We start from the raw sequence: 19,920 nt of genomic DNA, 5'->3' as shown, positions 1-19,920 counted from the left end.
TAAGTATTTAATTATATTTAGATTTAATGAACCATTTGTCGTTGAAAGAGAAACTCATAAATACACTTATAAAATTTTCTTGAACCAAGTTATTTGATGTGGTACCTCTTTCAAAATATTCAACTCCTATGTTGGCATTGGTAAAAACCCGACCGGCAGGTAAACCTAGACCAAATGATATGCCAAACTCGTTTATGTCTTCACCTCTGTATTCCAAACCACTCTCTTCATATCTGATTCCGGCTCTATAAACAATTCTTTTAAAGTAACTTACAGGGTCATTATATCTTGGAATATAAAATCCGCCAAGTTTAAAAGTATTAGATTCTTTTTGTGTGACTTCAGAGCCAAAATTGAAAGCTAATTCAGAAAAGTCGCCAGCAGTGTAATTTTCATATTCCAAACCAACATACCATTTTCTATCTCTACCTAGACCCAAACCAAAAGAATACATTTCTGGCAAATCAATTTCTGTATCAATAGGATTTACCTCAATTCGGTTCACGATATTCTCAGTTCCATTTTGTCCTGGCTGAATGGTTGCTAACTCTCTTCTTCTATTCACGTCAAGTGAAGAGCCTGTTTCATATCTTGCTGATGACTTTAAAGTCAGTTTCTCGGTAAGTCTTAAGTCGTATAAAGCTCCAACATCAAAAGAGAACCCACTTATATCTGTAAAATTAATTTCTCTTGAAGCATATTGTACTTGATCTGTAAAAATTATGGCTTTATTTTCTAAATCACCAAAATGATAATTAGCAGTAGCTCCTAGCCTAAAATTCTTAATAGGCTCAAAACCTGCTGAAAAATAAACTGTATTCAATCCTCCTCGACCTTCAAATCTCGAAACTCTTGTTTCTGTTCTTTCTTCCAATTCATATCCTACAGAACTTCTGGGCTTAACACCAAATCCAACACCCAAATTATTAAAAGGGAGCCCAACCGCGAGATAATCAAATGTGAAATAGTTTATATTATCAGTAGTAGAATTTGTTTTCAACTCAACTGAATTTGCTGTTACTCCAGCAGTAAAAGCAGTCAATTGTAAATCTGAATATGCTGCAGGGTTTCTTAAATTAAGATGTATGCTATCGCTAAAAGTAGCTAGCCCACCCATTGATCTGTTTTCGACAGTTCCTCTAAATGCTTTCGTTCCTATGCCAAGGAAAGAGTAAGGCGATGACGATCCTTCCTGAGAAAACGCAGAGGATGTCGTGAAAAGTATTATCGAGATAAAAAGAATAAATCTTGTGAACATTAATTTGAGTTGAGTTGTAGAATTTTATTTAATCCTTTCAATAAAAAATTAGGAGTGGCAAATATGCTATTTTTTATAGATGCTGACAACAAATAATAATCTCCGCCTGTTAAAACAACTGTTAAATCTTCATAATCAGCGAGATAATCTTTAATATAAGCATCAATTTCATAGCATATTGATTTGTAAACCCCAATATGCATTGCTTCCAGAGTAGATTTGCCAATATAATCTCTAGGTTGAGTAGTCTTCTCAAGTAGTGGTAATTTTCCTGTAAACTTATGCATTGCCTTGTATCTCATTTGTAGCCCTGGAGAAATAGCTCCTCCTTGATAAACTGAGTCATTATCGATGAAATCGTAGGTGATGCAGGACCCTGCATCGATAACCAATACATTTTGATTTGGAAATAGATCTGCAGCTGCAGTTACAAGTGCAATTCTATCCAGACCTAAAGTTTCGGGAGTTTCATAAGCGTTAGTGAAATTTAATTTACTCAAATGTGAGAATTTTACAAGATAGATTCTTTCAGACAACTTTTTATGTATCGCTGCTGGAATATCTGCAGTAGAAGAAACTATACCTTTTGAAAGGGTTGGATGAAACTGAAATATTTTTTGGAGTGATTTTTCAGCCTTTTTTGGGTCACTTGCTATTTTTTCTATCAATTGATCCCCATCAAAAACGGCAAATTTGATTTGAGTATTCCCAATATCGATGATTAAATTCATAACTGAAATAAAATCCAAAGATAAGGATAAGAATAATTCATCTTTTCTTTTGTTTAATTAAATAATGGTTTTATATTTGCACCCGCAATAAAACTGGTGCCTTAGCTCAGTTGGTAGAGCAATGGACTGAAAATCCATGTGTCCCTGGTTCGATTCCTGGAGGCACCACCTTTTAAACCTCAACTTTAATTAGTTGAGGTTTTTTTTATTTTAGTATATGAGCCTTCTGTATATCATATTAAACAAGAAAATCGATAAGTTTCATATTTAGACTACTGATGTTGATAAAAGACGTGAAGTTCATAATTAACATATTTTAAAAAGGGGTTTATAAAGTGTGATAAAGACTGGAAACTATCACTTTATTCTGAATGTCAATCTGAAATCGACGCATCATACCTTGAAATTTTTATTAACCAGAAGAAAACTAAAAATTCATCATTAAACTAATTGAACACCTCAAATTCTTACAGATATTCTCAACAGAAAATAGACCTTATTCTCACTAAGCGTCGAGACTAGGGGCAACGCCTTTTTAAACCATAATCGCTTTTTTTTATTGATGAAGGGTACAAATAAGGGTACAACTTGAAACTTTTGGTTTTAGGGTAAAAAAAAACGCTACTTCACTTTAACGGTTTTTAGTACTACTCTAGAGGGCAATCAGAATACCAAGTCCGCTACAAACTTTTTTAAAATTATAAACATATCCTACAACCCCCACTTCCCTTAATATGTTAAGCTTATTTGCGTCTCAATACAATCCCTAAAACTAGTACAACGACACTTATAATCACCGGAGTCCAGTTTGCTGAACTTACAGCGACATCTATACCCAAAAAATTAAAACTTTCTGAATCCTCAAAGGCCTGGATTCCAAATACAATAGTTCCCAGTATTCCTATTATTAATAAAATAGTTCCAAGTAATCTCATAGTTTTTAGTATTTGTTTAATAATTTAAACAACAGTTAATATAGTCAACAATAGCCTTTTAAAATAAAAATCTCCCATTCTTAAAAGAATAGGAGATTTAGTTTGTGATTCAATATAAAAATTTACAACTCCTCGTAGCCCATATTATAAAACGTAAAGGCGAAAATATCAGCATATTCCTGAATGATTTTAGACGTTGGTTTTCCAGCACCATGTCCAGCATCGGTTTCTATTCGAATTAAAGTCGGGTTATCTCCAGCTTGTTTGCTTTGTAATTCTGCAGCAAATTTAAAACTATGTGCGGGCACCACTCTGTCATCATGATCTCCAGTGGTGACTAAAGTTGCAGGATACTCAGTACCTTCATTGATATTGTGTAAAGGTGAATACCCTCTTAAGTATTCAAACATTTCTGGATCATCTTCAGAAGTACCATAATCGTAAGCCCAACCAGCACCAGAAGTAAATGTATGGTAACGCAACATGTCCAAAACACCAACAGCTGGCAATGCCACCTGAACCAAATCTGGTCGCTGTGTCATCGTCGCCCCTACTAAAAGTCCGCCGTTAGAGCCTCCACGAATAGCTAATTTATCTGAAGAGGTGTAATCTTCTTCTATAAGGTATTCCGCAGCTGCGATAAAGTCATCAAACACATTTTGCTTTTTCATTTTAATTCCTGCATTGTGCCATTCTTTACCATATTCTCCGCCGCCTCGCAGATTAGCAACAGCATAAATACCGCCATTTTCTAACCAAACTGTATTCGCTGTACTAAACGAAGGAGTCAACGAGATGTTGAAGCCTCCATAACCATAAAGCATAGTTGGATGTGAACCGTCCAATTCAATTCCTTTTTTATGGGTGATAATCATAGGAATCTTTGTGCCATCTTTCGACGTGTAAAATATCTGCTTGCTTTCGTAAGCTTCTGTATCAAAATCGATATTTGGTTTTTGATAAACTTCAGAAGTCCCGTTGTCTGGATCGTACTTATAGATAGTTCCAGGCGTTGTGTAATTAGTAAACGAGTAGTAAAGCTCTTCAGCATCTTCTTTTCCGCCGAAACCACCAACAGAACCAGCTCCTGGAAGTTCAACTTCCCTTACGAGTTTACCATCATAATCGTATTGCTTCACCAGGGAAACAGCATCTACCATATATTCTGCAAAGAAGTAACCCGCTCCCGTAGATGGAGAAAGTACATGTTCAGTTTCAGGTATAAAATCTTCCCAGTTTTCTGGTTGAGGAGAACTAGCATCCACAGTCACTATTTTCTTGTTAGGCGCATCTTTATCGGTGACGATAAAAAGCTTGCTCTCTTCATTATCTATGACATATACATCGCTATCGTAAGTGTCGATAACGCTTACAAAGTCAGAATTCGGCTTGGTTAAGTCCTTTATCATCAAGCGATTTCCAGAAGTTGATTTTGATGCCGAAACAATTAAATAGCGGTTATCCTCAGTTACACTTCCAGACACGTATCTGTGTTTTTGTTCTTCTGTACCACCATAAACTAATTTATCCTCGCCTTGTGGAGTTCCTAATTCATGATAATAAAGTTTGTGCTGATCTGTTTTTGCAGATAGCTCACTCCCTTCTGGTTTATCATAACTAGAGTAATAAAAGCCATCATTGGCCTTCCAAGAGATCCCGCTAAACTTCACATCTACGAGCGTATCTCCTTTTTGTTCTTTTGTTTCTGCATCCAAAACAATGATTTTTCTCCAGTCGCTTCCCCCTTCAGAAATAGAATAAGCCAACAATTCGCCATCTTCTGTAAAGCTCATTCCTGCCATAGAGGTCGTTCCATCTTCACTAAAAGTATTAGGGTCTAAAAAGACTTCTGCTTGTTCTATGCTATCTCCAGTTTTGTATCGGTAATAAACATATTGGTTTTGTAGGCCATCATTTTTAGAAAAATAGGTGTAGTCTCCTCTTTTGAAGGGTGCTCCAATTTTTTCATAATTCCACACTTCAGACAAGCGCTTCTTTAATTGATCTCTGTAAGGGATCTCTTCAAGATAACCAAAAGTTAAGTCATTTTGAGCTTTCACCCATTCTTCAGTTTCGTCGCTGCGATCATTTTCGAGCCAACGATAAGGGTCTTTCACTTCAGTGTCGAAATACGAATCTACGGTATCGACCTGTTTAGTTTCTGGATATGTCAATGTTGCTTGATTTTTTTCACCATCATTACAGGAAGCCAAAAGGCAAACAGCTGCAACAGGCATGAGTATATGTTTCATTGGTTTTGATTTTAGTCGTAAATATAAGGAATCATAGCTATCTAACATAGGCTTTGTTTTATACTGAATTCAATACTGCAATGTTATTAGTTTTACGATATAAGATTAAAAAATTAGTTTAAGATAAAAAAACGTCTTACTAAGTTGAAGAACCTCTCATTCTTTTTAATAGAGATAGATTTATCAGTTGCTGAAAAACTCCTTCGAAATATAATCGTTTATCAGATTGTATTCTACAAATGATTCAATTTAAAATAAGTACAAGAGTGAGACGATCACAGCAACAAAGATTGAGTTTTGAAAGTATTGAGGAGATTCCGCACCAGGCAGGAAATTAAAAAACCGCTCTTCAAAAGTTCTGAAGAGCGGTTGAGTATTGATTAAATTTTAAAGCTTAAACCTTAAAACGAGTTGTCAAAAGAAATTCAGCTATTTGTATTGCATTAGTCGCTGCTCCTTTTCTTAGGTTGTCTGAAACAATCCACACATTAAGTGCATTGTCTCTGGTGAAATCTCTTCGAATTCTTCCTATAAAAACATCATTTTTACCTTGAGCATATATTGGCATTGGGTAAGTATTGACTTCAGGATTATCTTGAAGTGTGATCCCATCGGTATCGCTAAGAATTTTCTTTACGTCAGAAACTTCAAATGCCTTTTTAAATTCAATATTAACCGATTCAGAATGACCACCAACGACAGGAATTCTTACAGCTGTAGCTGCAACTTTCACGCTTTCATCAGATAAAATCTTTTTGGTTTCATTGGTGAGTTTCATCTCTTCCTTGGTGTAATCGTTTTCCAAAAACACATCACAATGCGGAATTGCATTTTTATGAATAGGATAAGGATAAGCCATTTCACCAGTTTTACCAGCATATTCATTCTCCAATTGCTCAACAGCTTTCACTCCTGTTCCTGTAATAGACTGATAGGTCGAAATGACCACTCGGTCAATTTGGTAAGCTTTATGCAATGGCTGTAAAGCCATAACCAATTGTATTGTAGAACAGTTAGGGTTAGCGATAATCATATCTTCCTCTGTAATTTCAGAAGCATTGATTTCTGGAACCACCAATTTCTTTTCAGGATCCATTCTCCAGGCCGATGAATTATCAATTACTGTTGTGCCTGCTTCTGCAAATTTTGGAGCCCATTCTAGGGATGTATCACCACCTGCAGAAAACAAAGCAATTTCAGGTTTTCGTTTGACTGCGTCAGCTAAGCTTACCACCTTGTAAGATTTATCCTTGTACGTGATAGATTTTCCAACAGACTTCTCCGAAGCTACAGGGATTAACTCAGTTAAAGGAAAATTTCGCTCCTCAAGAATCTGGAGCATCACTTGGCCTACCATTCCGGTAGCGCCGACAACAGCTACTTTCATTTGAATTTACTTTTAAAAGTTATGAAGCGGCAAAAATATACTTTTAAGGGCAAGCCTGAACTGGTTTTAGAAATATTTATTGGCTGTTTGAAATCCTATAAGATTTAGGATTAGCTATTTCAAGCTTACTTAAGTACTTTTGCAAAAAATATAACATTGAATTATTTATCAGTTGAAGAAGTTTCAAAATCATTCGGCACACTCGAACTCTTTGAGAACTTATCATTTGGCATAAGCCAAGGTCAGAAAATTGCACTTATTGCCAAAAATGGCACAGGCAAAACCACTTTACTCGATATTATATCTGGTAAGGAAGCTCCAGATAGTGGTCAAGTCGTATACAGAAAAGGAGTGAAGGTTGGTTTTTTACCTCAAGAGCCTGACTTAGAACCTACATTGAGTGTTGAGGAAACTATCCTTTCTTCAGATAATGAAATTCTTAGTATCATCAATGCATACGAAAAAGCATTACAAAATACAGATGATGCCGAAGCTTATCAAAAAGCTTTTGATCAAATGGAAGCCAAGCAGGCCTGGGATTTTGAAACCACCTACCGTCAAATTCTCTCCAAACTGAAACTAGATGATTTGTCTAAAAAAGTTAATGATCTCTCTGGAGGTCAAAAGAAGAGGTTAGCGCTAGCAAATCTACTTCTAGGTAAACCAGACTTGTTGATTCTCGATGAACCAACTAACCATTTGGACCTTGAAATGATTGAGTGGCTTGAGGAATTCTTAAAAAGTGAAAATCTTACACTTTTCATGGTAACTCACGACAGGTATTTTCTGGATAGAGTTTGTAACCACATCATTGAGTTGGAAGACAAAACTTTGTACAATTACAAGGGAAACTATAGCTATTACGTTGAAAAGCGAGCAGAACGGATTGAAGTAGAACAAACCACAACTGCGAAAGCAAAACAACTTTATAAAAAAGAGCTGGACTGGATGAGACGTCAGCCTAAGGCGAGAACAACCAAGTCCAAATCCAGAATTGAAAGTTTCGGTGATATAAAAGACAGGGCCAGCAAACGTCGCAATGATCATAAAGTTGAGCTTGAAATCAATATGGAGCGATTAGGATCGAAAGTTTTGGAAATGCATCATGTCTCCAAAGGGTTTGAAGATAATTACCTTTTTCAGAATTTCGATTATATCTTCAAAAAGAACGAACGTATAGGCATCATTGGAAAAAACGGAACAGGGAAATCTACATTCTTGAACGTTTTGACTGGCGGATTAGAACCAGATCAAGGCAAAGTAGTACATGGAGAAACTTTAAAAATTGGTTATTATACTCAAGGTGGTATTCAAGCTAAAGAAGGTCAAAAGGTTATCGAAGTTATTAAAGATTATGGCGATTATATTCCCTTAGCTAAAGGAAGACAAATATCAGCTTCGCAATTGCTGGAAAAATTCTTGTTTGACCGAAAAAAGCAATACGACTTTGTAGAAAAGCTAAGTGGTGGTGAGAAAAAACGCCTTTACTTATGTACAGTTTTGATCCAAAATCCCAATTTTTTAATTCTCGATGAACCTACCAATGATCTCGACATTGTCACGTTGAATGTTCTTGAAAATTTCCTTTTAGACTTTCCTGGGTGTCTTATAGTAGTAAGTCACGACAGGTATTTTATGGATAAAATTGTAGATCATTTATTTGTGTTTGGTGAAGGAAAGATTACAGATTTTCCAGGTAATTATTCAGATTACAGAGATTTGAAAGCTTTGGAGCTGGAAGAGAAATACGAAGAAAGCAGCCAAACTTCGTCTGAGTCTACAAGTAAACCAAAACAAAATACAGATCCTAAAAGTAAACTCAGTTTCAACGAGCAAAAGACTTATAAAAAGCTGGAAAAGGAGATCAATACTTTGGAAAAGAAAAAAGAAAAACTTGAAGCAGAATTCCTGAAAGATTTAAGCCCTGAAGACATCAAGGAAAAAACTATCGCGCTTCAAAAAATTCAAACCGAATTAGAAGAAAAAACGGAAAAATGGTTTGAGTTATCTATGAAGTTGGAATCTTAAGCCTCGTCTTTACTTTCTCTTTCTTCTCTTTCCTTCCTTTCTTTTTTACTGGCGTTAGAAATGAAAATAAGTACAGAAGCAATTAAACCTATAATCACTAAACCAAAGATAGCTGTCATAATGAAAGCACCATTAGACCAATTGACGAAAAGTGTTTGTAGAAACATATCTTTATATTTTATGCAATTTTACTGCTTGACTGAGTCAAAAAGAATGATTTTTGTCAGTTAAGCTGAATTCGAATAAAAAATGTGGTTTAAAGTTAATGCATTTCTAAAATTTTTATGGCATTCCAAGAATCAGCACGGGATCCATTCGCCGTTCGTTTATAAGTTGATTACAGAATGCTTTTATAACAAGGAGCATTATGAAGCTTATGAGGTTTGGGACAAAGCAAAAAAGAAAGTTTTAGAATCTAATGAAGTTTTGGAAGTCGAAGATTTTGGCGCTGGCTCTAAGGTTTTTAGAAGCAATTTAAGGCCTGTTTCAAAAATTGCAAAGCACGTTTCTATTTCTCGAAAGCGAGCCAGATTGATGAGTAGACTTGTAGAATATCTATCTGTTAAAAACGCATTGGAACTTGGCACTTCTATTGGTTTGGGAAGCATCAGCATTGCTGGTCATGGTCCGACTCACTTGAAAACCATTGAAGCTTGTTCTGCAACTTTGGATTTTGCTCAAAGTCTGTTTGAAGAGTTTAAGCTTACTAATATTACAAGTATAAATTCATCGTTTACTGAAAGTCTGGCAGAGTTAAATTCCGAAGAAAAATTTGAACTTGTTTTTATTGACGGTCATCACGATGGTAAAGCTACTTTACAGTATTTTAATAGTCTTTTGAAGCATAAGCACAACGATACATTGTTTATTTTTGATGATATCCACTGGTCGCCTTCTATGGAAAAGGCTTGGGGAACCATTAAAGCTCATGAGGAAGTTCAGGTGACTATTGACACGTTTCAATGGGGACTTGTATTTTTCAGAAAAGAACAGGTCAAACAAGATTTTGTGATTCGAGTTTGATTATTGAAAAACCAAAAAACTCATTATGTTTATAAAAATTTAAGTTATGCTCGAGCAATTTTCTCCAGATATACAATTCATTATTGTTATTGCAATTATCGCTGTGCTTTTTCTTTTGGTGTTCTTCAACAACAAACGCAATAAACAAAAACGCTATGATCGAAAAAATAGAAATTTCAGAAGAAATTTCTACGAGAAAAAACAAAACAAAAAGGAAGATTAAAAAGTCTTAACATCCTCTAGTCACCCTTATAGATTTGAGTTTTTCTAGTATCTTTGCGCGCGATGACAAAAGCTGATATTACAGAGAACATCTCAAAAAACCCTGCTCTTAGCGAGCTCAAAGAAGCTCTGGCTTCGCAAAGCAATCAATCCATATTTTTAAAAGGCCTTGTTGGTTCTGCTGTGTCTTTTGTTCAGGCTGAAGCCTTCCTTTCTTCTGAAAATCCTTTCCTATTAATTTTCAACGATAAGGAGGAAGCTGCCTACCACCTCAACGACTTGGAGCAGCTGGTGGATGAGAAAAATGTATTGTTCTACCCAGGAAGCTACAGAAGACCTTACCAGATTGAAGAAACCGACAATGCCAATGTATTATTGAGATCTGAGGTTCTAAACCGAATCAACTCCAGAAAAAAACCTTCAATAATTGTTACTTACCCTGAAGCTCTTTTTGAAAAAGTGGTGACTAAAAAGGAACTGGATCGTACGATTTTAAAAATAAAATTGAAAGACGAACTCTCCCTTGATTTTGTTAACGAGGTCCTTTTTGAATACAGATTTAAGCGAGTAGATTTTGTGACCGAACCTGGTGAATTTTCGGTGAGAGGTGGGATTATAGATGTGTTTTCTTTCAGTAATGATGAGCCTTACAGAATTGAATTTTTTGGTGACGAAGTCGATAGTATTCGGGCGTTTGATGTAGAAACTCAATTATCTACAAAGCAAAAAAAGCGCATCGACATTATGCCGAATGTCGAAAAGAAACAACTCGATGAAGTAAGAGAGACTTTTCTAGATTACATCAGTAACTCCACAACCGTATTTGTCAAAAATATGGATGTGCTTTCAAACACTATTGACGATCTTTTTTCAAAAGCTGAAAAAGCCTTTTCTGAACTTTCCTCCGAAATCAAACACAGTAAACCCAACGAGCTTTTTTGTGATGGTAAGCTCTTGAAAAAACAACTACTCGACCTAAAAGTTGTTGAATTTGGAACTCAGGCTTTTTTAAATCCAAAGCAAACTATAGTTTACCCAACTAGCCCTCAACCTTCCTTCAATAAGAAATTTGATCTACTAATCGAAGATTTGAACTCCAAGCACGAAAAAGGCTACGAGAACTGTATTCTATGCACAAGTGATCAACAGGCCAAACGCTTTAAAGATATTTTTGAAGACCAAGATGAAGAAGTCCATTACCAAACCCTTGTACTTTCGATGCATGAAGGCTTTATTGATGAAGTCAATAAGTTAGTTTGCTATACCGATCATCAAATTTTTGATCGCTATCATAAGTTTCATTTGAAAAATGGCTATGCCAAAAAACAGGCTATTACTTTAAAGGAATTAACCAGCCTGGAAATAGGTGATTATGTCACTCACATCGACCACGGTATTGGAAAGTTTGGCGGACTTCAAAAGATTGATGTGGAAGGTAAAATGCAGGAAGCCGTAAAATTGATTTATGGTGACCGAGATATTCTGTACCTGAGTATTCATTCTTTGCATAAAATTTCAAAATTTAATGGCAAGGATGGAAAACCACCTCAAGTTTATAAACTAGGCAGTAAAGCCTGGAAAAGTCTTAAGAAAAAAACCAAAGCCAGAGTTAAAAAGGTGGCTTTTGATTTGATTAAACTTTACGCCAAACGAAAATTAGAAAAAGGCTTTCAATACGGTCAAGACTCCTATTTGCAACATGAGTTGGAAGCTTCTTTTATCTATGAAGACACGCCAGACCAAAGCACCGCCACACAGGATGTAAAAAGCGACATGGAAAAAGAACAACCCATGGACCGTTTGGTTTGTGGGGATGTGGGTTTTGGCAAAACAGAGGTAGCCATTCGTGCCGCTTTTAAAGCTGTAGATAATGGCAAGCAGGTTGCCGTTTTGGTACCGACAACCATACTCGCCTTTCAGCACCACAAGACGTTTTCTGAGCGTCTGGAAGAATTTCCAGTAACCGTGGATTACCTCAACAGATTCCGAACAGCCAAAGAGCGAAGAGGTGTTTTGGAAGGTTTAGAAAACGGAAGTGTGGACATCGTCATTGGCACTCACCAACTGGTGAATAAAGCGGTAAAATTTAAAGATCTTGGTCTTTTGATTATCGATGAAGAGCAAAAATTTGGTGTTGCAGTAAAAGATAAGCTGAAGACTATTAAAGCTAATGTAGATACATTAACACTAACTGCCACACCAATCCCTAGAACGCTTCAGTTTAGCCTGATGGCAGCAAGAGATTTATCGACCATCAAAACACCACCACCCAACCGTTATCCTATAGAAACACATGTCATTCGATTTTCTGAAGACCAGATTCGGGATGCGGTATCTTATGAAATCCAAAGAGGCGGACAGGTGTTCTTTATTAACAACAGAATTGAAAATATTCAGGAAGTTGCAGGTTTAATTCAACGTTTGGTGCCTGATGCAAAAATAGGCATTGGCCACGGCCAAATGGAAGGGAAAAAGCTGGAACAGTTGATGCTAAAATTCATGAACAATGAGTTTGATGTTTTAGTCTCAACAACCATCATAGAAAGCGGGCTTGATGTGACCAATGCCAACACGATTTTAATCAACGACGCCAATAATTTCGGCATGTCCGATCTTCACCAAATGCGTGGTCGAGTTGGGCGAAGCAATAAAAAAGCCTTTTGCTACTTGATTACTCCTCCTTTAACAATGATGACCGATGATGCCAGAAAGCGATTAACCGCTTTAGAACAATTTTCAGACTTGGGAAGTGGTATCAACATCGCCATGAAAGATCTTGAAATTCGTGGTGCTGGAGATTTACTTGGCGGTGAACAAAGTGGGTTCATTAGTGATATTGGATTTGATACCTATCAAAAAATTCTGAATGAAGCTATACAGGAATTAAAAGAAAACGAGTTCAAATCCGTGTACGAAGATGAAGTCAGCGAAGAAGATAAAGTCTTTGTAAAAGATGCTCAAATAGATACTGACTTTGAAATTTTGTTCCCAGATGACTACATCAATAGCATTAAAGAACGCTTGAGTCTATACACTAAACTAAATACGATTGACGACGAGGAAGGACTTCAAAACTTTGAAAAAGAGTTGAAAGACAGGTTTGGTGATTTGCCAAAAGAGGCTCAGGATTTGGTCAATAGTGTTCGTTTAAAATGGATTGCAGCTAGTGCAGGTTTGGAGAAATTGGTTTTGAAAAAAGATAAAATGATTGGTTATTTTCTATCCAATCAAGAATCTGGTTTTTACAATTCTAATCGATTTAAGGAAATTTTGCAGTATGTCCAAATGCATCCAAGGCAATGCCAGATAAAGGAAAAAGAAACCAGAAATGGATTGCGCTTGCTCTTGACGTTTGATAATGTGAAATCGGTGGATAAAGCTTTGCAACTATTGCAACCACTAGAGCAAAAAGAAACGATGGCCAACAACGAATAATGAATACCCAAATATCGAATATTGATTTGTAGTTTCCATAAGCTAATAAAGTCTGCGAACTCTGCTGTGAATAGAAATATCGAATATAGAACACCGGATTTTGAATATTCTTCACTCTCAGTTCAAAAACTCACAAACTAAATAACTACTCCACTTTCTTCAGCAAACCGACCAAACTTTCTCTCCAATGTGGAACTTTAATTTTGAAGGTGTTTTCGATTTTCGATTTATCTAAGACACTAAATTTTGGTCGTTTGGCTTTGGTAGGGTAGGAAAATGTAGCCTTCAGGTTAACTTGATATTCAAGTTGTTTTTCTTCCAAAATCAGTCTGGCGAAGTCATACCACGAGGCTTCCCCTTGGTTGCTATAATGGTATAAACCAAAAGCATCAGACTTAACGTTTATCAAATTCAGAATAAAAATGGCTAAGTCGTTTGCATTGGTAGGTGTACCGATTTGCTCGGTGGTGATATTGAGGTCTGCACGATCTTCAGCTTTTTTCAAGATGGTATTGAAGAAATTGTGACCAAATTCAGAATACAGCCAGCTTGTTCTAAAGATAAAAAATCGATCCATATGTTCAGAAATCATCGCTTCGCCTTGGAGCTTGGATGCCCCATAAATATTGATTGGATTTACTGCATCGGATTCTACATATGGACTGAACTTCAACCCATCAAACACATAATCCGTAGAGATGTGAATCAATTTGGTACCTAGAGTTTTACACTGCTCTGCAAGGGATTTCACCGCTTCAGAATTCACTTGAAAGGCAAGTCCTTTTTTACTTTCAGCTGCTTCCACATTGGTATAGGCAGCACAGTTCACGCAGAAATCAAATTGATATTGGTTGAAAAAATTAGCTAAAGCTTCTTCTGAAGTAATATTCAACGTCTGAGAAGTTTCAAATAAAAACTCAATTTCAGGAAAGTTTCCAGAATGCTTTTGAAGACATTTCCCTAGTTGACCATTCGCTCCAGTGACTAAAACTCTCATGAGTTCAGGTATGATTTAAGTGTTGGTAAATTTTGATCTTTTTCTGAAATGATCTGTTCATCCTTCGGAATTTGCCAATCGATATTTAGCGTTTCATCATTAAATAAGATACCACTTTCTGAAGCTTTATGGTAGTAATTATCACATTTATAAATGAAAATAACATCCTCTGATAGACAGGCAAAACCATGTGCAAATCCTCTAGGGACAAACAGTTGGTGGTTGTTTTCTCCTGTTAGAACATAGCCAAATTGCTTGAGGTAAGTTTCAGAATCTGGTCGCATGTCCACCACCACATCCAAAACTTTTCCTTTGGCAACTCTAATCAATTTGGCTTGTGCAGATTCTCCAGTTTGAAAGTGAAGACCACGAATAGTTCCGTACTTAGAAATAGACTGATTATCCTGAACAAATTCAATATCTAAACCCGTGTTTTCTTTAAAAGCATTGTGGTTAAAACTTTCAAAGAAGCTTCCTCGTTCATCTTTGAAAACATTGGGTTCTATAACAAAACAGTCCTTAAGTGGTGTTTGTTTTACTATCATTTACTTTGGATTTATATTTTTAGCATAGCCGCTTTTTAAAAAGGGTTCTGTAATTTTTTTGAGTTGCTCTTTTGAAATAAAGCCCATCTTAAAAGCCGTTTCTTCTATAGAGCCAATTTTGAGACCCTGACGTTCTTCAATGACCTCAACAAATTGTGAGGCTTGCATCAAAGAATTAAACGTCCCTGTATCCAGCCAGGCAGTGCCTTTATCAAGTATACTCACATTTAGTTTCCCTTTTTTGAGGTAGGCATTGTTCACATCGGTGATTTCAAGTTCGCCTCTATCGCTGGGTTTTATAGACTTGGCGATGCTTACCACCTCATTATCGTAGAAATAAATTCCAGGCACAGCGTAATTGGATTTGGGTTGTTCCGGCTTTTCTTCAATAGAAATCACCTGTCCGTTGTCATCAAAATCTACGACACCATAACGTTCCGGATCGTGTACATGATAGGCATAAATAATACCGCCATCTGGATTGGTATTGTCTTGAAGTAACTGATCTAATCCTGTTCCGTAGAAGATATTGTCGCCTAGAATCAAGGCTACCTTGTCGTCTCCTATGAAATCTTCTCCTATGACGAAAGCCTCGGCAAGTCCATTAGGTTCAGCCTGAACAGCATATTCAAAGTTGCACCCTAAATCTGAACCATTTCCTAAGAGCTTTTCAAAAAGTGGCAGGTCATTGGGAGTAGAAATAATTAAAATTTCTTTGATTCCTGCAGACATCAATGTAGACAATGGATAATAAATCATTGGCTTATCGTAAATAGGCATCAGTTGTTTACTTACAGCCAGGGTCAGTGGGTGAAGACGTGTTCCAGAGCCGCCTGCTAGAATAATTCCTTTCATACTTATGAATTTACGAGTTGGTTATACTTGTCAAGATACCATTTTATAGTTTTTTTTATCCCCGTTTCAAAAGTTTCATCAGCTTTCCAGCCCAGTTCACTTTCAATTTTAGAGGCATCAATCGCATAACGGAAATCATGTCCTGGTCTATCTGTCACATAGTCTATCAACTCTTTATGAGGAGCCTGTTCTGGTCTTAATTCATCTAAGATATCGCAGATTTTAGTAGCTATATAAATATTTTGTCTCTCGTTTTTACCTCCAATATTATAGGTTTCACCAAACTCCCCTTTGTGAATAGCTATGTTTATTCCTTTGCAATGGTCATCTACATAAAGCCAGTCTCGCACATTTTTGCCATCACCATAAATTGGAATAGCTTTTTTTTGAATTGCTTTTCGAATAATAGTAGGTATTAACTTTTCATCATGTTGATGAGGTCCATAGTTATTGGAACAATTGGTAGTAATCACAGGAAAACCATAAGTATGAAAATAACTTCTGGCGATCATGTCGGATGAAGCCTTTGAAGCACTATAAGGACTATTTGGTGCATAAGGAGTTTCCTCAGTAAATAGGCTTTCATCATCTTCCAACGTGCCGTAAACTTCATCTGTAGACACGTGTAAAAATCTCGTGTTTTCAAACCCTTTTCTAAATTTAAAAGGCGATTCCATCCAGAGTGAGTAAGCCTGATGAAGTAAATTGAATGTTCCGGTGATGTTTGTTTTTATAAAAGCATCTGGATTGGTAATCGAATTATCAACGTGAGATTCTGCCGCAAAATGTATTACTTTTTCAAATTTATATTTTGAGAATAGATCTTCTAAAAGCTTCACATCACAGATATCTCCTTCAATAAACGTGTAGTTATCATGATCTGATATTTCAAGATTATTTAAATCTCCAGCATAAGTCAATTTATCAAGATTGACAAAGTGGTATTCTTTTTTAGGAACAAAAAGATTCAAGAAGTTTGAACCAATGAATCCAGCTCCTCCTGTGACTAGTACAGTCTTCATAATTTAGGATTTAGTATGTTGAACAGCATCATTAAAGATCTGTTCTAAAATTTTTTCAGTAATCAAATAGGTTGGTTTTACTCCAGCGGTTCCCAATCCTCCCGAAGCCAATGTGCTTCCTGTTTCTAAAGGATTATCACTGGCGTAATAGGCATATCTCAATTTGACCTTTTCAGAAATATTCCCTCTTAGTTTAGCGGCTGCCTGTATGGCTTTCTGGTAATGTGCCCCTTCCATTTCAAGACCAATAACGTTCCAGGTTGAATCATGGAAAAACTTCAGCAGATCTCTATTTTGTAGAGAAGTTCCCAAAACCGTCACCATGGATCCATCATACACACGTAAGCCTTGATCTTCTAGATCTGATTTTTTCAACTCATTATGAAAGGGATAATTATCTGCTGTCCCTTCAAATAAATGAGCATCTGGAATCATCAAATCTCCTTTTCCTCCTTCCAAAATCCCTGCTTTACCCATAATAGATATGGACTCTACGTTCATAGCTTTTTGTTCTTCTCCATCTTTGAATGGTTTGAGAAGTTCATCCATAGTTTCATAGGCTTGTTCCCCAAATGCGTAGTCCATCACAATGATGACTGGCGCATCTTCATTACCGTAAAGTTTGTCACTCCCTTTATAATGACTCAACTTCGCAAGATCAAATATTTGAACATCTATATTTGTTCCGCTTTTATCATCTAGAGAAATCATGCCTTGCTCCTTAGCTTTTTTGGTAACCGTTTGCCTCAATTCTTCATTTTTAGCATTACTCAACTGCTCGTAAACCTGAAAGTTAGACTTTTCATTAAGTAGTTCCTCCAAAGCTATTGGAGAAAAAAGAGTGTTCATCACACTATGCATATTTGCACTTATAATATGTAATTTTCTATCTAGCAAACCATGCTCGTTTAAAGTTTTCTTGATGGTGTTTGCCCAAACTTCTCCATGAATATGATGTCCGAGTCTTTCACGTACAATCGGACTAAAAGTGATGACACGCTTATCTCCGTGGATAACTTCACGGATTGCAAGTTTACCTAAGCTGTGGATAAGGTGTAAAAATTTATGAGGGTTTTCTGGTGTTGCAAATCGATCATATACTTGATTGATTTCAGCAAATGTTCTTCCTAGAATATTCGCAGTATGCGTGATGGCAATCTCTTTTTCTTTTTGACTTAAATCACCTTCTTTCAAAACGGCTACTTTCAGTTTTTCCCAGTCTCTAGAAGTATGACCAGCTTCATTTATCACAACATTCTGCATGATTTTATGAGACTCAATAAACATGAAGGTCAGGTGAGTCAAAATATCGTAAATCTCTGATCGGCCACGAGTGATCTCAATGTTCATTTGTTCATCATCAATCCTATAGCAGTTTCTTCTTCGCTTTGGAGGAATAATAGGTTTGAAATGAGAATTGGAGTAACCTTCATCGCTTGTGAGGTTTATGAAACTACACTCTTCAATACCTTCTGGAAGTCTTTCAATAATATACTGAAGCCCGCTAAGTTCAACCTTAGATTCTCCAATAGTACCATAAATTTCTGGTCGAAGCGTGAGTAATGCTTCTCGTAAGGTTTCACCGGAAACTCCCATAGGTTTATAAAACCCCCTTATAAAAAGGTGTCTCATGGTGATGTACATGCGCTCTATGGCATTTGTACTTTCCTGCGCTCTATTTCTTCCAATATTTAAAGGTTCTGTCATATGTTTTCTAATTGTCTTATTAATCTAAATTTGTTTCTCTAATTCCTGTGCTATTTTTCTATCATTGGATAGTCTTGGTACTTTATTTTGACCTCCAAGCTTTCCAACAGATTTCATATACTCCTGAAATCCATCTTTGGGAACTTTTGTTATCACTAAAGTCCTCAGCATATTTCCTTTTATTAAATCTTTATAGTAAGAGTTTTGCTCCTGAAGTAATATATCTATCTTTTTCGCAAATGCTTCAAAGTCACCCGGTTCTTTCTCAAATTCAATAAACCACTCATGATAAGGCAGACCTTCTCCCGGAGTAATCTGTGGAGCAACAGTAAACTCATTGATCTGCACATCAAACTCTTCTGAAGCTTTTATTATAGATTTTTCTACTTCTTGTGCAATCACATGTTCTCCAAAAGCTGAAGTGAAATGCTTTATCCTTCCCGATACTTTTAAACGATATGGTTTTATGTCTGTAAACATAACTGTATCCCCTACGTTGTATCTCCATAAACCAGCATTGGTAGAAATCACCATCACATAATTTACACCAACCTCAACATCTCCTATGGTGAGAATTTCAGGGTTTTCATCAAAAAACTCATCTGCTTTTATAAACTCGTAAAACATTCCGGAGTCAAGTTGCAAAAGCATTCCGTCCTCTTTCTGAGAATCTTGAAATGCAAAAAAACCTTCAGAAGCTGGATAAAGCTCTATACTGTCTACAGATCTACCGATTAAATTTTCAAATTTGGATCGGTATGGCTCATAATTTACTCCTCCATAAATGAAAAGCTGTAAGTTAGGAAACAACTCACCTATAGTCTTACCTGTTTTCTGGTGAAGCTTCTCAAAATAAGTTTGTACCCAAGAAGGAATCCCACTTATGATGGTCATGTCTTGATCGTAAGTTTCCTCAACTATAGCGTCAATTTTTTCATTCCAATCGTCTATAGAATTAGCTTTCCAACTAGGAAGGCGATTTTTCTGCAGGTAATTAGGGACAAAATGAGCTACAATACCAGAAAGCCGCCCAAAGTGTATTCCGTTTTTTTCTTCCAGTTCTGGACTGCCTTGTAAAAAAATCATTTTACCATCTACGAAACTGGAATTTCCTGTCTCTGCTATATAACTTAGTATAGCGTTTCTGGCAGCATTGGTATGATTGGGTATTGATTCTTTGGTGAGTGGAATATATTTTGCTCCGCTGGTTGTTCCAGATGTTTTTGCAAAATATAATGGCTTTCCAGGCCATAGAACATCTTCTTCTCCATTTACTACCCTATCTACATAAGGTTTCAACTCCTCATAATCTTGAATGGGAACATTATCAAAAAGGTCTTGGAAAGTTTCAATCTTTTCAAAGTGATGATCCTGACCAAACTTAGTTTTTCGTCCTTCTTGAATAAGGGTTTTGAACACCTTTAACTGAGTTTCCTCTGGTCGTGAGGACCAGTTTTTAATTTGAGATGAAATGTATTTGGCAAATAACTTTGCTCCAAAGGACTTTATCGACATATATAAAT

General features: G+C 36.3%; 16 protein-coding genes and 1 tRNA gene. 5 read left to right on the top strand and 12 right to left on the bottom strand.

What is annotated here, in order from left to right; genetic code table 11:
* Positions 1–7 precede the first annotated feature (7 nt).
* Positions 8–1,258: a lipid outer membrane transport protein FadL-like protein gene (locus tag ACFQ0R_RS04815; protein ID WP_379657243.1), complete on the bottom strand. Its 1,251-nt coding sequence runs from the start codon at positions 1,256–1,258 to the stop codon at positions 8–10.
* The gene (locus ACFQ0R_RS04810) at positions 1,258–1,989 is read right to left on the bottom strand and encodes a type III pantothenate kinase (RefSeq protein WP_379657242.1); all 732 of its coding nucleotides are present in this window, start codon (positions 1,987–1,989) and stop codon (positions 1,258–1,260) included. Before ACFQ0R_RS04810 ends, ACFQ0R_RS04815 begins: the two co-directional genes overlap by 1 nt.
* A gap of 95 nt (positions 1,990–2,084) precedes the next feature.
* Here ACFQ0R_RS04810 and ACFQ0R_RS04805 point away from each other — a divergent pair.
* Positions 2,085–2,157 (top strand) — tRNA-Phe (locus ACFQ0R_RS04805).
* A 575-nt stretch (positions 2,158–2,732) separates the two neighbouring features.
* On the opposite strand, the gene ACFQ0R_RS04800 is transcribed toward ACFQ0R_RS04805, so the two are convergent.
* The 3 genes from ACFQ0R_RS04800 to ACFQ0R_RS04790 form a co-directional block, all read right to left on the bottom strand.
* Positions 2,733–2,924, bottom strand: coding sequence for a hypothetical protein (locus tag ACFQ0R_RS04800; RefSeq protein WP_379657241.1), 192 nt, complete (start codon positions 2,922–2,924; stop codon positions 2,733–2,735).
* 122 nt (positions 2,925–3,046) lie between these two features.
* Entirely contained in the window at positions 3,047–5,176 is a 2,130-nt protein-coding gene (locus ACFQ0R_RS04795; RefSeq protein WP_379657240.1) for a prolyl oligopeptidase family serine peptidase, read from the bottom strand.
* A 394-nt stretch (positions 5,177–5,570) separates the two neighbouring features.
* Positions 5,571–6,563, bottom strand: a complete 993-nt coding sequence (locus tag ACFQ0R_RS04790; RefSeq protein WP_379657239.1) for an aspartate-semialdehyde dehydrogenase — start codon at positions 6,561–6,563, stop codon at positions 5,571–5,573.
* A 156-nt stretch (positions 6,564–6,719) separates the two neighbouring features.
* Between ACFQ0R_RS04790 and ACFQ0R_RS04785 the strand changes: the two genes are divergently transcribed.
* Positions 6,720–8,591 carry an ABC-F family ATP-binding cassette domain-containing protein gene (locus tag ACFQ0R_RS04785; protein WP_379657238.1) on the top strand — a complete coding sequence of 624 codons (1,872 nt, stop codon included), beginning with the start codon at positions 6,720–6,722 and terminating at the stop codon, positions 8,589–8,591.
* On the opposite strand, the gene ACFQ0R_RS04780 is transcribed toward ACFQ0R_RS04785, so the two are convergent.
* Positions 8,588–8,758: a hypothetical protein gene (locus ACFQ0R_RS04780; RefSeq protein ID WP_379657237.1), complete on the bottom strand. Its 171-nt coding sequence runs from the start codon at positions 8,756–8,758 to the stop codon at positions 8,588–8,590. The two genes, ACFQ0R_RS04785 and ACFQ0R_RS04780, sit on opposite strands and share 4 nt — an antisense overlap.
* A gap of 82 nt (positions 8,759–8,840) precedes the next feature.
* Here ACFQ0R_RS04780 and ACFQ0R_RS04775 point away from each other — a divergent pair, with 82 nt between their 5' ends.
* From ACFQ0R_RS04775 to mfd, 3 genes are all read left to right on the top strand, one after another.
* Complete coding sequence (locus ACFQ0R_RS04775) at positions 8,841–9,614, top strand: O-methyltransferase (RefSeq protein ID WP_379657236.1); 774 nt, start codon at positions 8,841–8,843, stop codon at positions 9,612–9,614.
* A 46-nt stretch (positions 9,615–9,660) separates the two neighbouring features.
* Complete coding sequence (locus ACFQ0R_RS04770) at positions 9,661–9,837, top strand: hypothetical protein (protein ID WP_379657235.1); 177 nt, start codon at positions 9,661–9,663, stop codon at positions 9,835–9,837.
* A gap of 62 nt (positions 9,838–9,899) precedes the next feature.
* Positions 9,900–13,271 carry a transcription-repair coupling factor gene (gene mfd / locus ACFQ0R_RS04765; RefSeq protein WP_379657234.1) on the top strand — a complete coding sequence of 1,124 codons (3,372 nt, stop codon included), beginning with the start codon at positions 9,900–9,902 and terminating at the stop codon, positions 13,269–13,271.
* A gap of 145 nt (positions 13,272–13,416) precedes the next feature.
* Here the strand turns inward: mfd and rfbD are convergent, their stop codons facing one another.
* Genes rfbD through ACFQ0R_RS04735 form a run of 6 tightly spaced genes read right to left on the bottom strand, consistent with a single transcriptional unit; the run spans position 13,417 to position 19,912 of the window.
* Positions 13,417–14,268, bottom strand: a complete 852-nt coding sequence (gene rfbD / locus ACFQ0R_RS04760) for a dTDP-4-dehydrorhamnose reductase (RefSeq protein ID WP_379657233.1) — start codon at positions 14,266–14,268, stop codon at positions 13,417–13,419.
* Complete coding sequence (gene rfbC, locus ACFQ0R_RS04755) at positions 14,265–14,813, bottom strand: dTDP-4-dehydrorhamnose 3,5-epimerase (protein WP_379657232.1); 549 nt, start codon at positions 14,811–14,813, stop codon at positions 14,265–14,267. Before rfbC ends, rfbD begins: the two co-directional genes overlap by 4 nt.
* The gene (rfbA, locus tag ACFQ0R_RS04750; RefSeq protein ID WP_379657231.1) at positions 14,814–15,668 is read right to left on the bottom strand and encodes a glucose-1-phosphate thymidylyltransferase RfbA; all 855 of its coding nucleotides are present in this window, start codon (positions 15,666–15,668) and stop codon (positions 14,814–14,816) included.
* A 2-nt stretch (positions 15,669–15,670) separates the two neighbouring features.
* A complete protein-coding gene (gene rfbB / locus ACFQ0R_RS04745; RefSeq protein WP_379657230.1) occupies positions 15,671–16,690 on the bottom strand; it encodes a dTDP-glucose 4,6-dehydratase in 1,020 nt (339 codons plus the stop codon).
* 3 nt (positions 16,691–16,693) lie between these two features.
* Positions 16,694–18,397 carry a DUF6909 family protein gene (locus tag ACFQ0R_RS04740; protein WP_379657229.1) on the bottom strand — a complete coding sequence of 568 codons (1,704 nt, stop codon included), beginning with the start codon at positions 18,395–18,397 and terminating at the stop codon, positions 16,694–16,696.
* 24 nt (positions 18,398–18,421) lie between these two features.
* Positions 18,422–19,912, bottom strand: coding sequence for a GH3 auxin-responsive promoter family protein (locus ACFQ0R_RS04735; RefSeq protein ID WP_379657228.1), 1,491 nt, complete (start codon positions 19,910–19,912; stop codon positions 18,422–18,424).
* Positions 19,913–19,920: the final 8 nt, after the last annotated feature.

It is taken from the genome of Psychroflexus salinarum, assembly GCF_042677225.1.
GTDB lineage: Bacteria > Bacteroidota > Bacteroidia > Flavobacteriales > Flavobacteriaceae > Psychroflexus > Psychroflexus salinarum.
The sequence above is the reverse complement of the archived record's forward strand: the minus strand, read 5'-3'. Positions and strand labels throughout refer to the sequence as shown.

Bases quoted from the DNA above. Each gene is read 5' to 3' on its own strand.
- ACFQ0R_RS04800 (WP_379657241.1), bottom strand. From the start codon at position 2,924: ATGAGATTACTTGGAACTATTTTATTAATAATAGGAATACTGGGAACT.
- ACFQ0R_RS04775 (WP_379657236.1), top strand. From the start codon at position 8,841: ATGTGGTTTAAAGTTAATGCATTTCTAAAATTTTTATGGCATTCCAAG.
- ACFQ0R_RS04795 (WP_379657240.1), bottom strand. From the start codon at position 5,176: ATGAAACATATACTCATGCCTGTTGCAGCTGTTTGCCTTTTGGCTTCC.
- ACFQ0R_RS04790 (WP_379657239.1), bottom strand. From the start codon at position 6,563: ATGAAAGTAGCTGTTGTCGGCGCTACCGGAATGGTAGGCCAAGTGATG.
- rfbB (WP_379657230.1), bottom strand. From the start codon at position 16,690: ATGAAGACTGTACTAGTCACAGGAGGAGCTGGATTCATTGGTTCAAAC.
- ACFQ0R_RS04770 (WP_379657235.1), top strand. From the start codon at position 9,661: ATGCTCGAGCAATTTTCTCCAGATATACAATTCATTATTGTTATTGCA.
- ACFQ0R_RS04735 (WP_379657228.1), bottom strand. From the start codon at position 19,912: ATGTCGATAAAGTCCTTTGGAGCAAAGTTATTTGCCAAATACATTTCA.
- mfd (WP_379657234.1), top strand. From the start codon at position 9,900: ATGACAAAAGCTGATATTACAGAGAACATCTCAAAAAACCCTGCTCTT.
- rfbC (WP_379657232.1), bottom strand. From the start codon at position 14,813: ATGATAGTAAAACAAACACCACTTAAGGACTGTTTTGTTATAGAACCC.
- ACFQ0R_RS04815 (WP_379657243.1), bottom strand. From the start codon at position 1,258: ATGTTCACAAGATTTATTCTTTTTATCTCGATAATACTTTTCACGACA.
- ACFQ0R_RS04740 (WP_379657229.1), bottom strand. From the start codon at position 18,397: ATGACAGAACCTTTAAATATTGGAAGAAATAGAGCGCAGGAAAGTACA.
- rfbA (WP_379657231.1), bottom strand. From the start codon at position 15,668: ATGAAAGGAATTATTCTAGCAGGCGGCTCTGGAACACGTCTTCACCCA.
- rfbD (WP_379657233.1), bottom strand. From the start codon at position 14,268: ATGAGAGTTTTAGTCACTGGAGCGAATGGTCAACTAGGGAAATGTCTT.
- ACFQ0R_RS04780 (WP_379657237.1), bottom strand. From the start codon at position 8,758: ATGTTTCTACAAACACTTTTCGTCAATTGGTCTAATGGTGCTTTCATT.
- ACFQ0R_RS04810 (WP_379657242.1), bottom strand. From the start codon at position 1,989: ATGAATTTAATCATCGATATTGGGAATACTCAAATCAAATTTGCCGTT.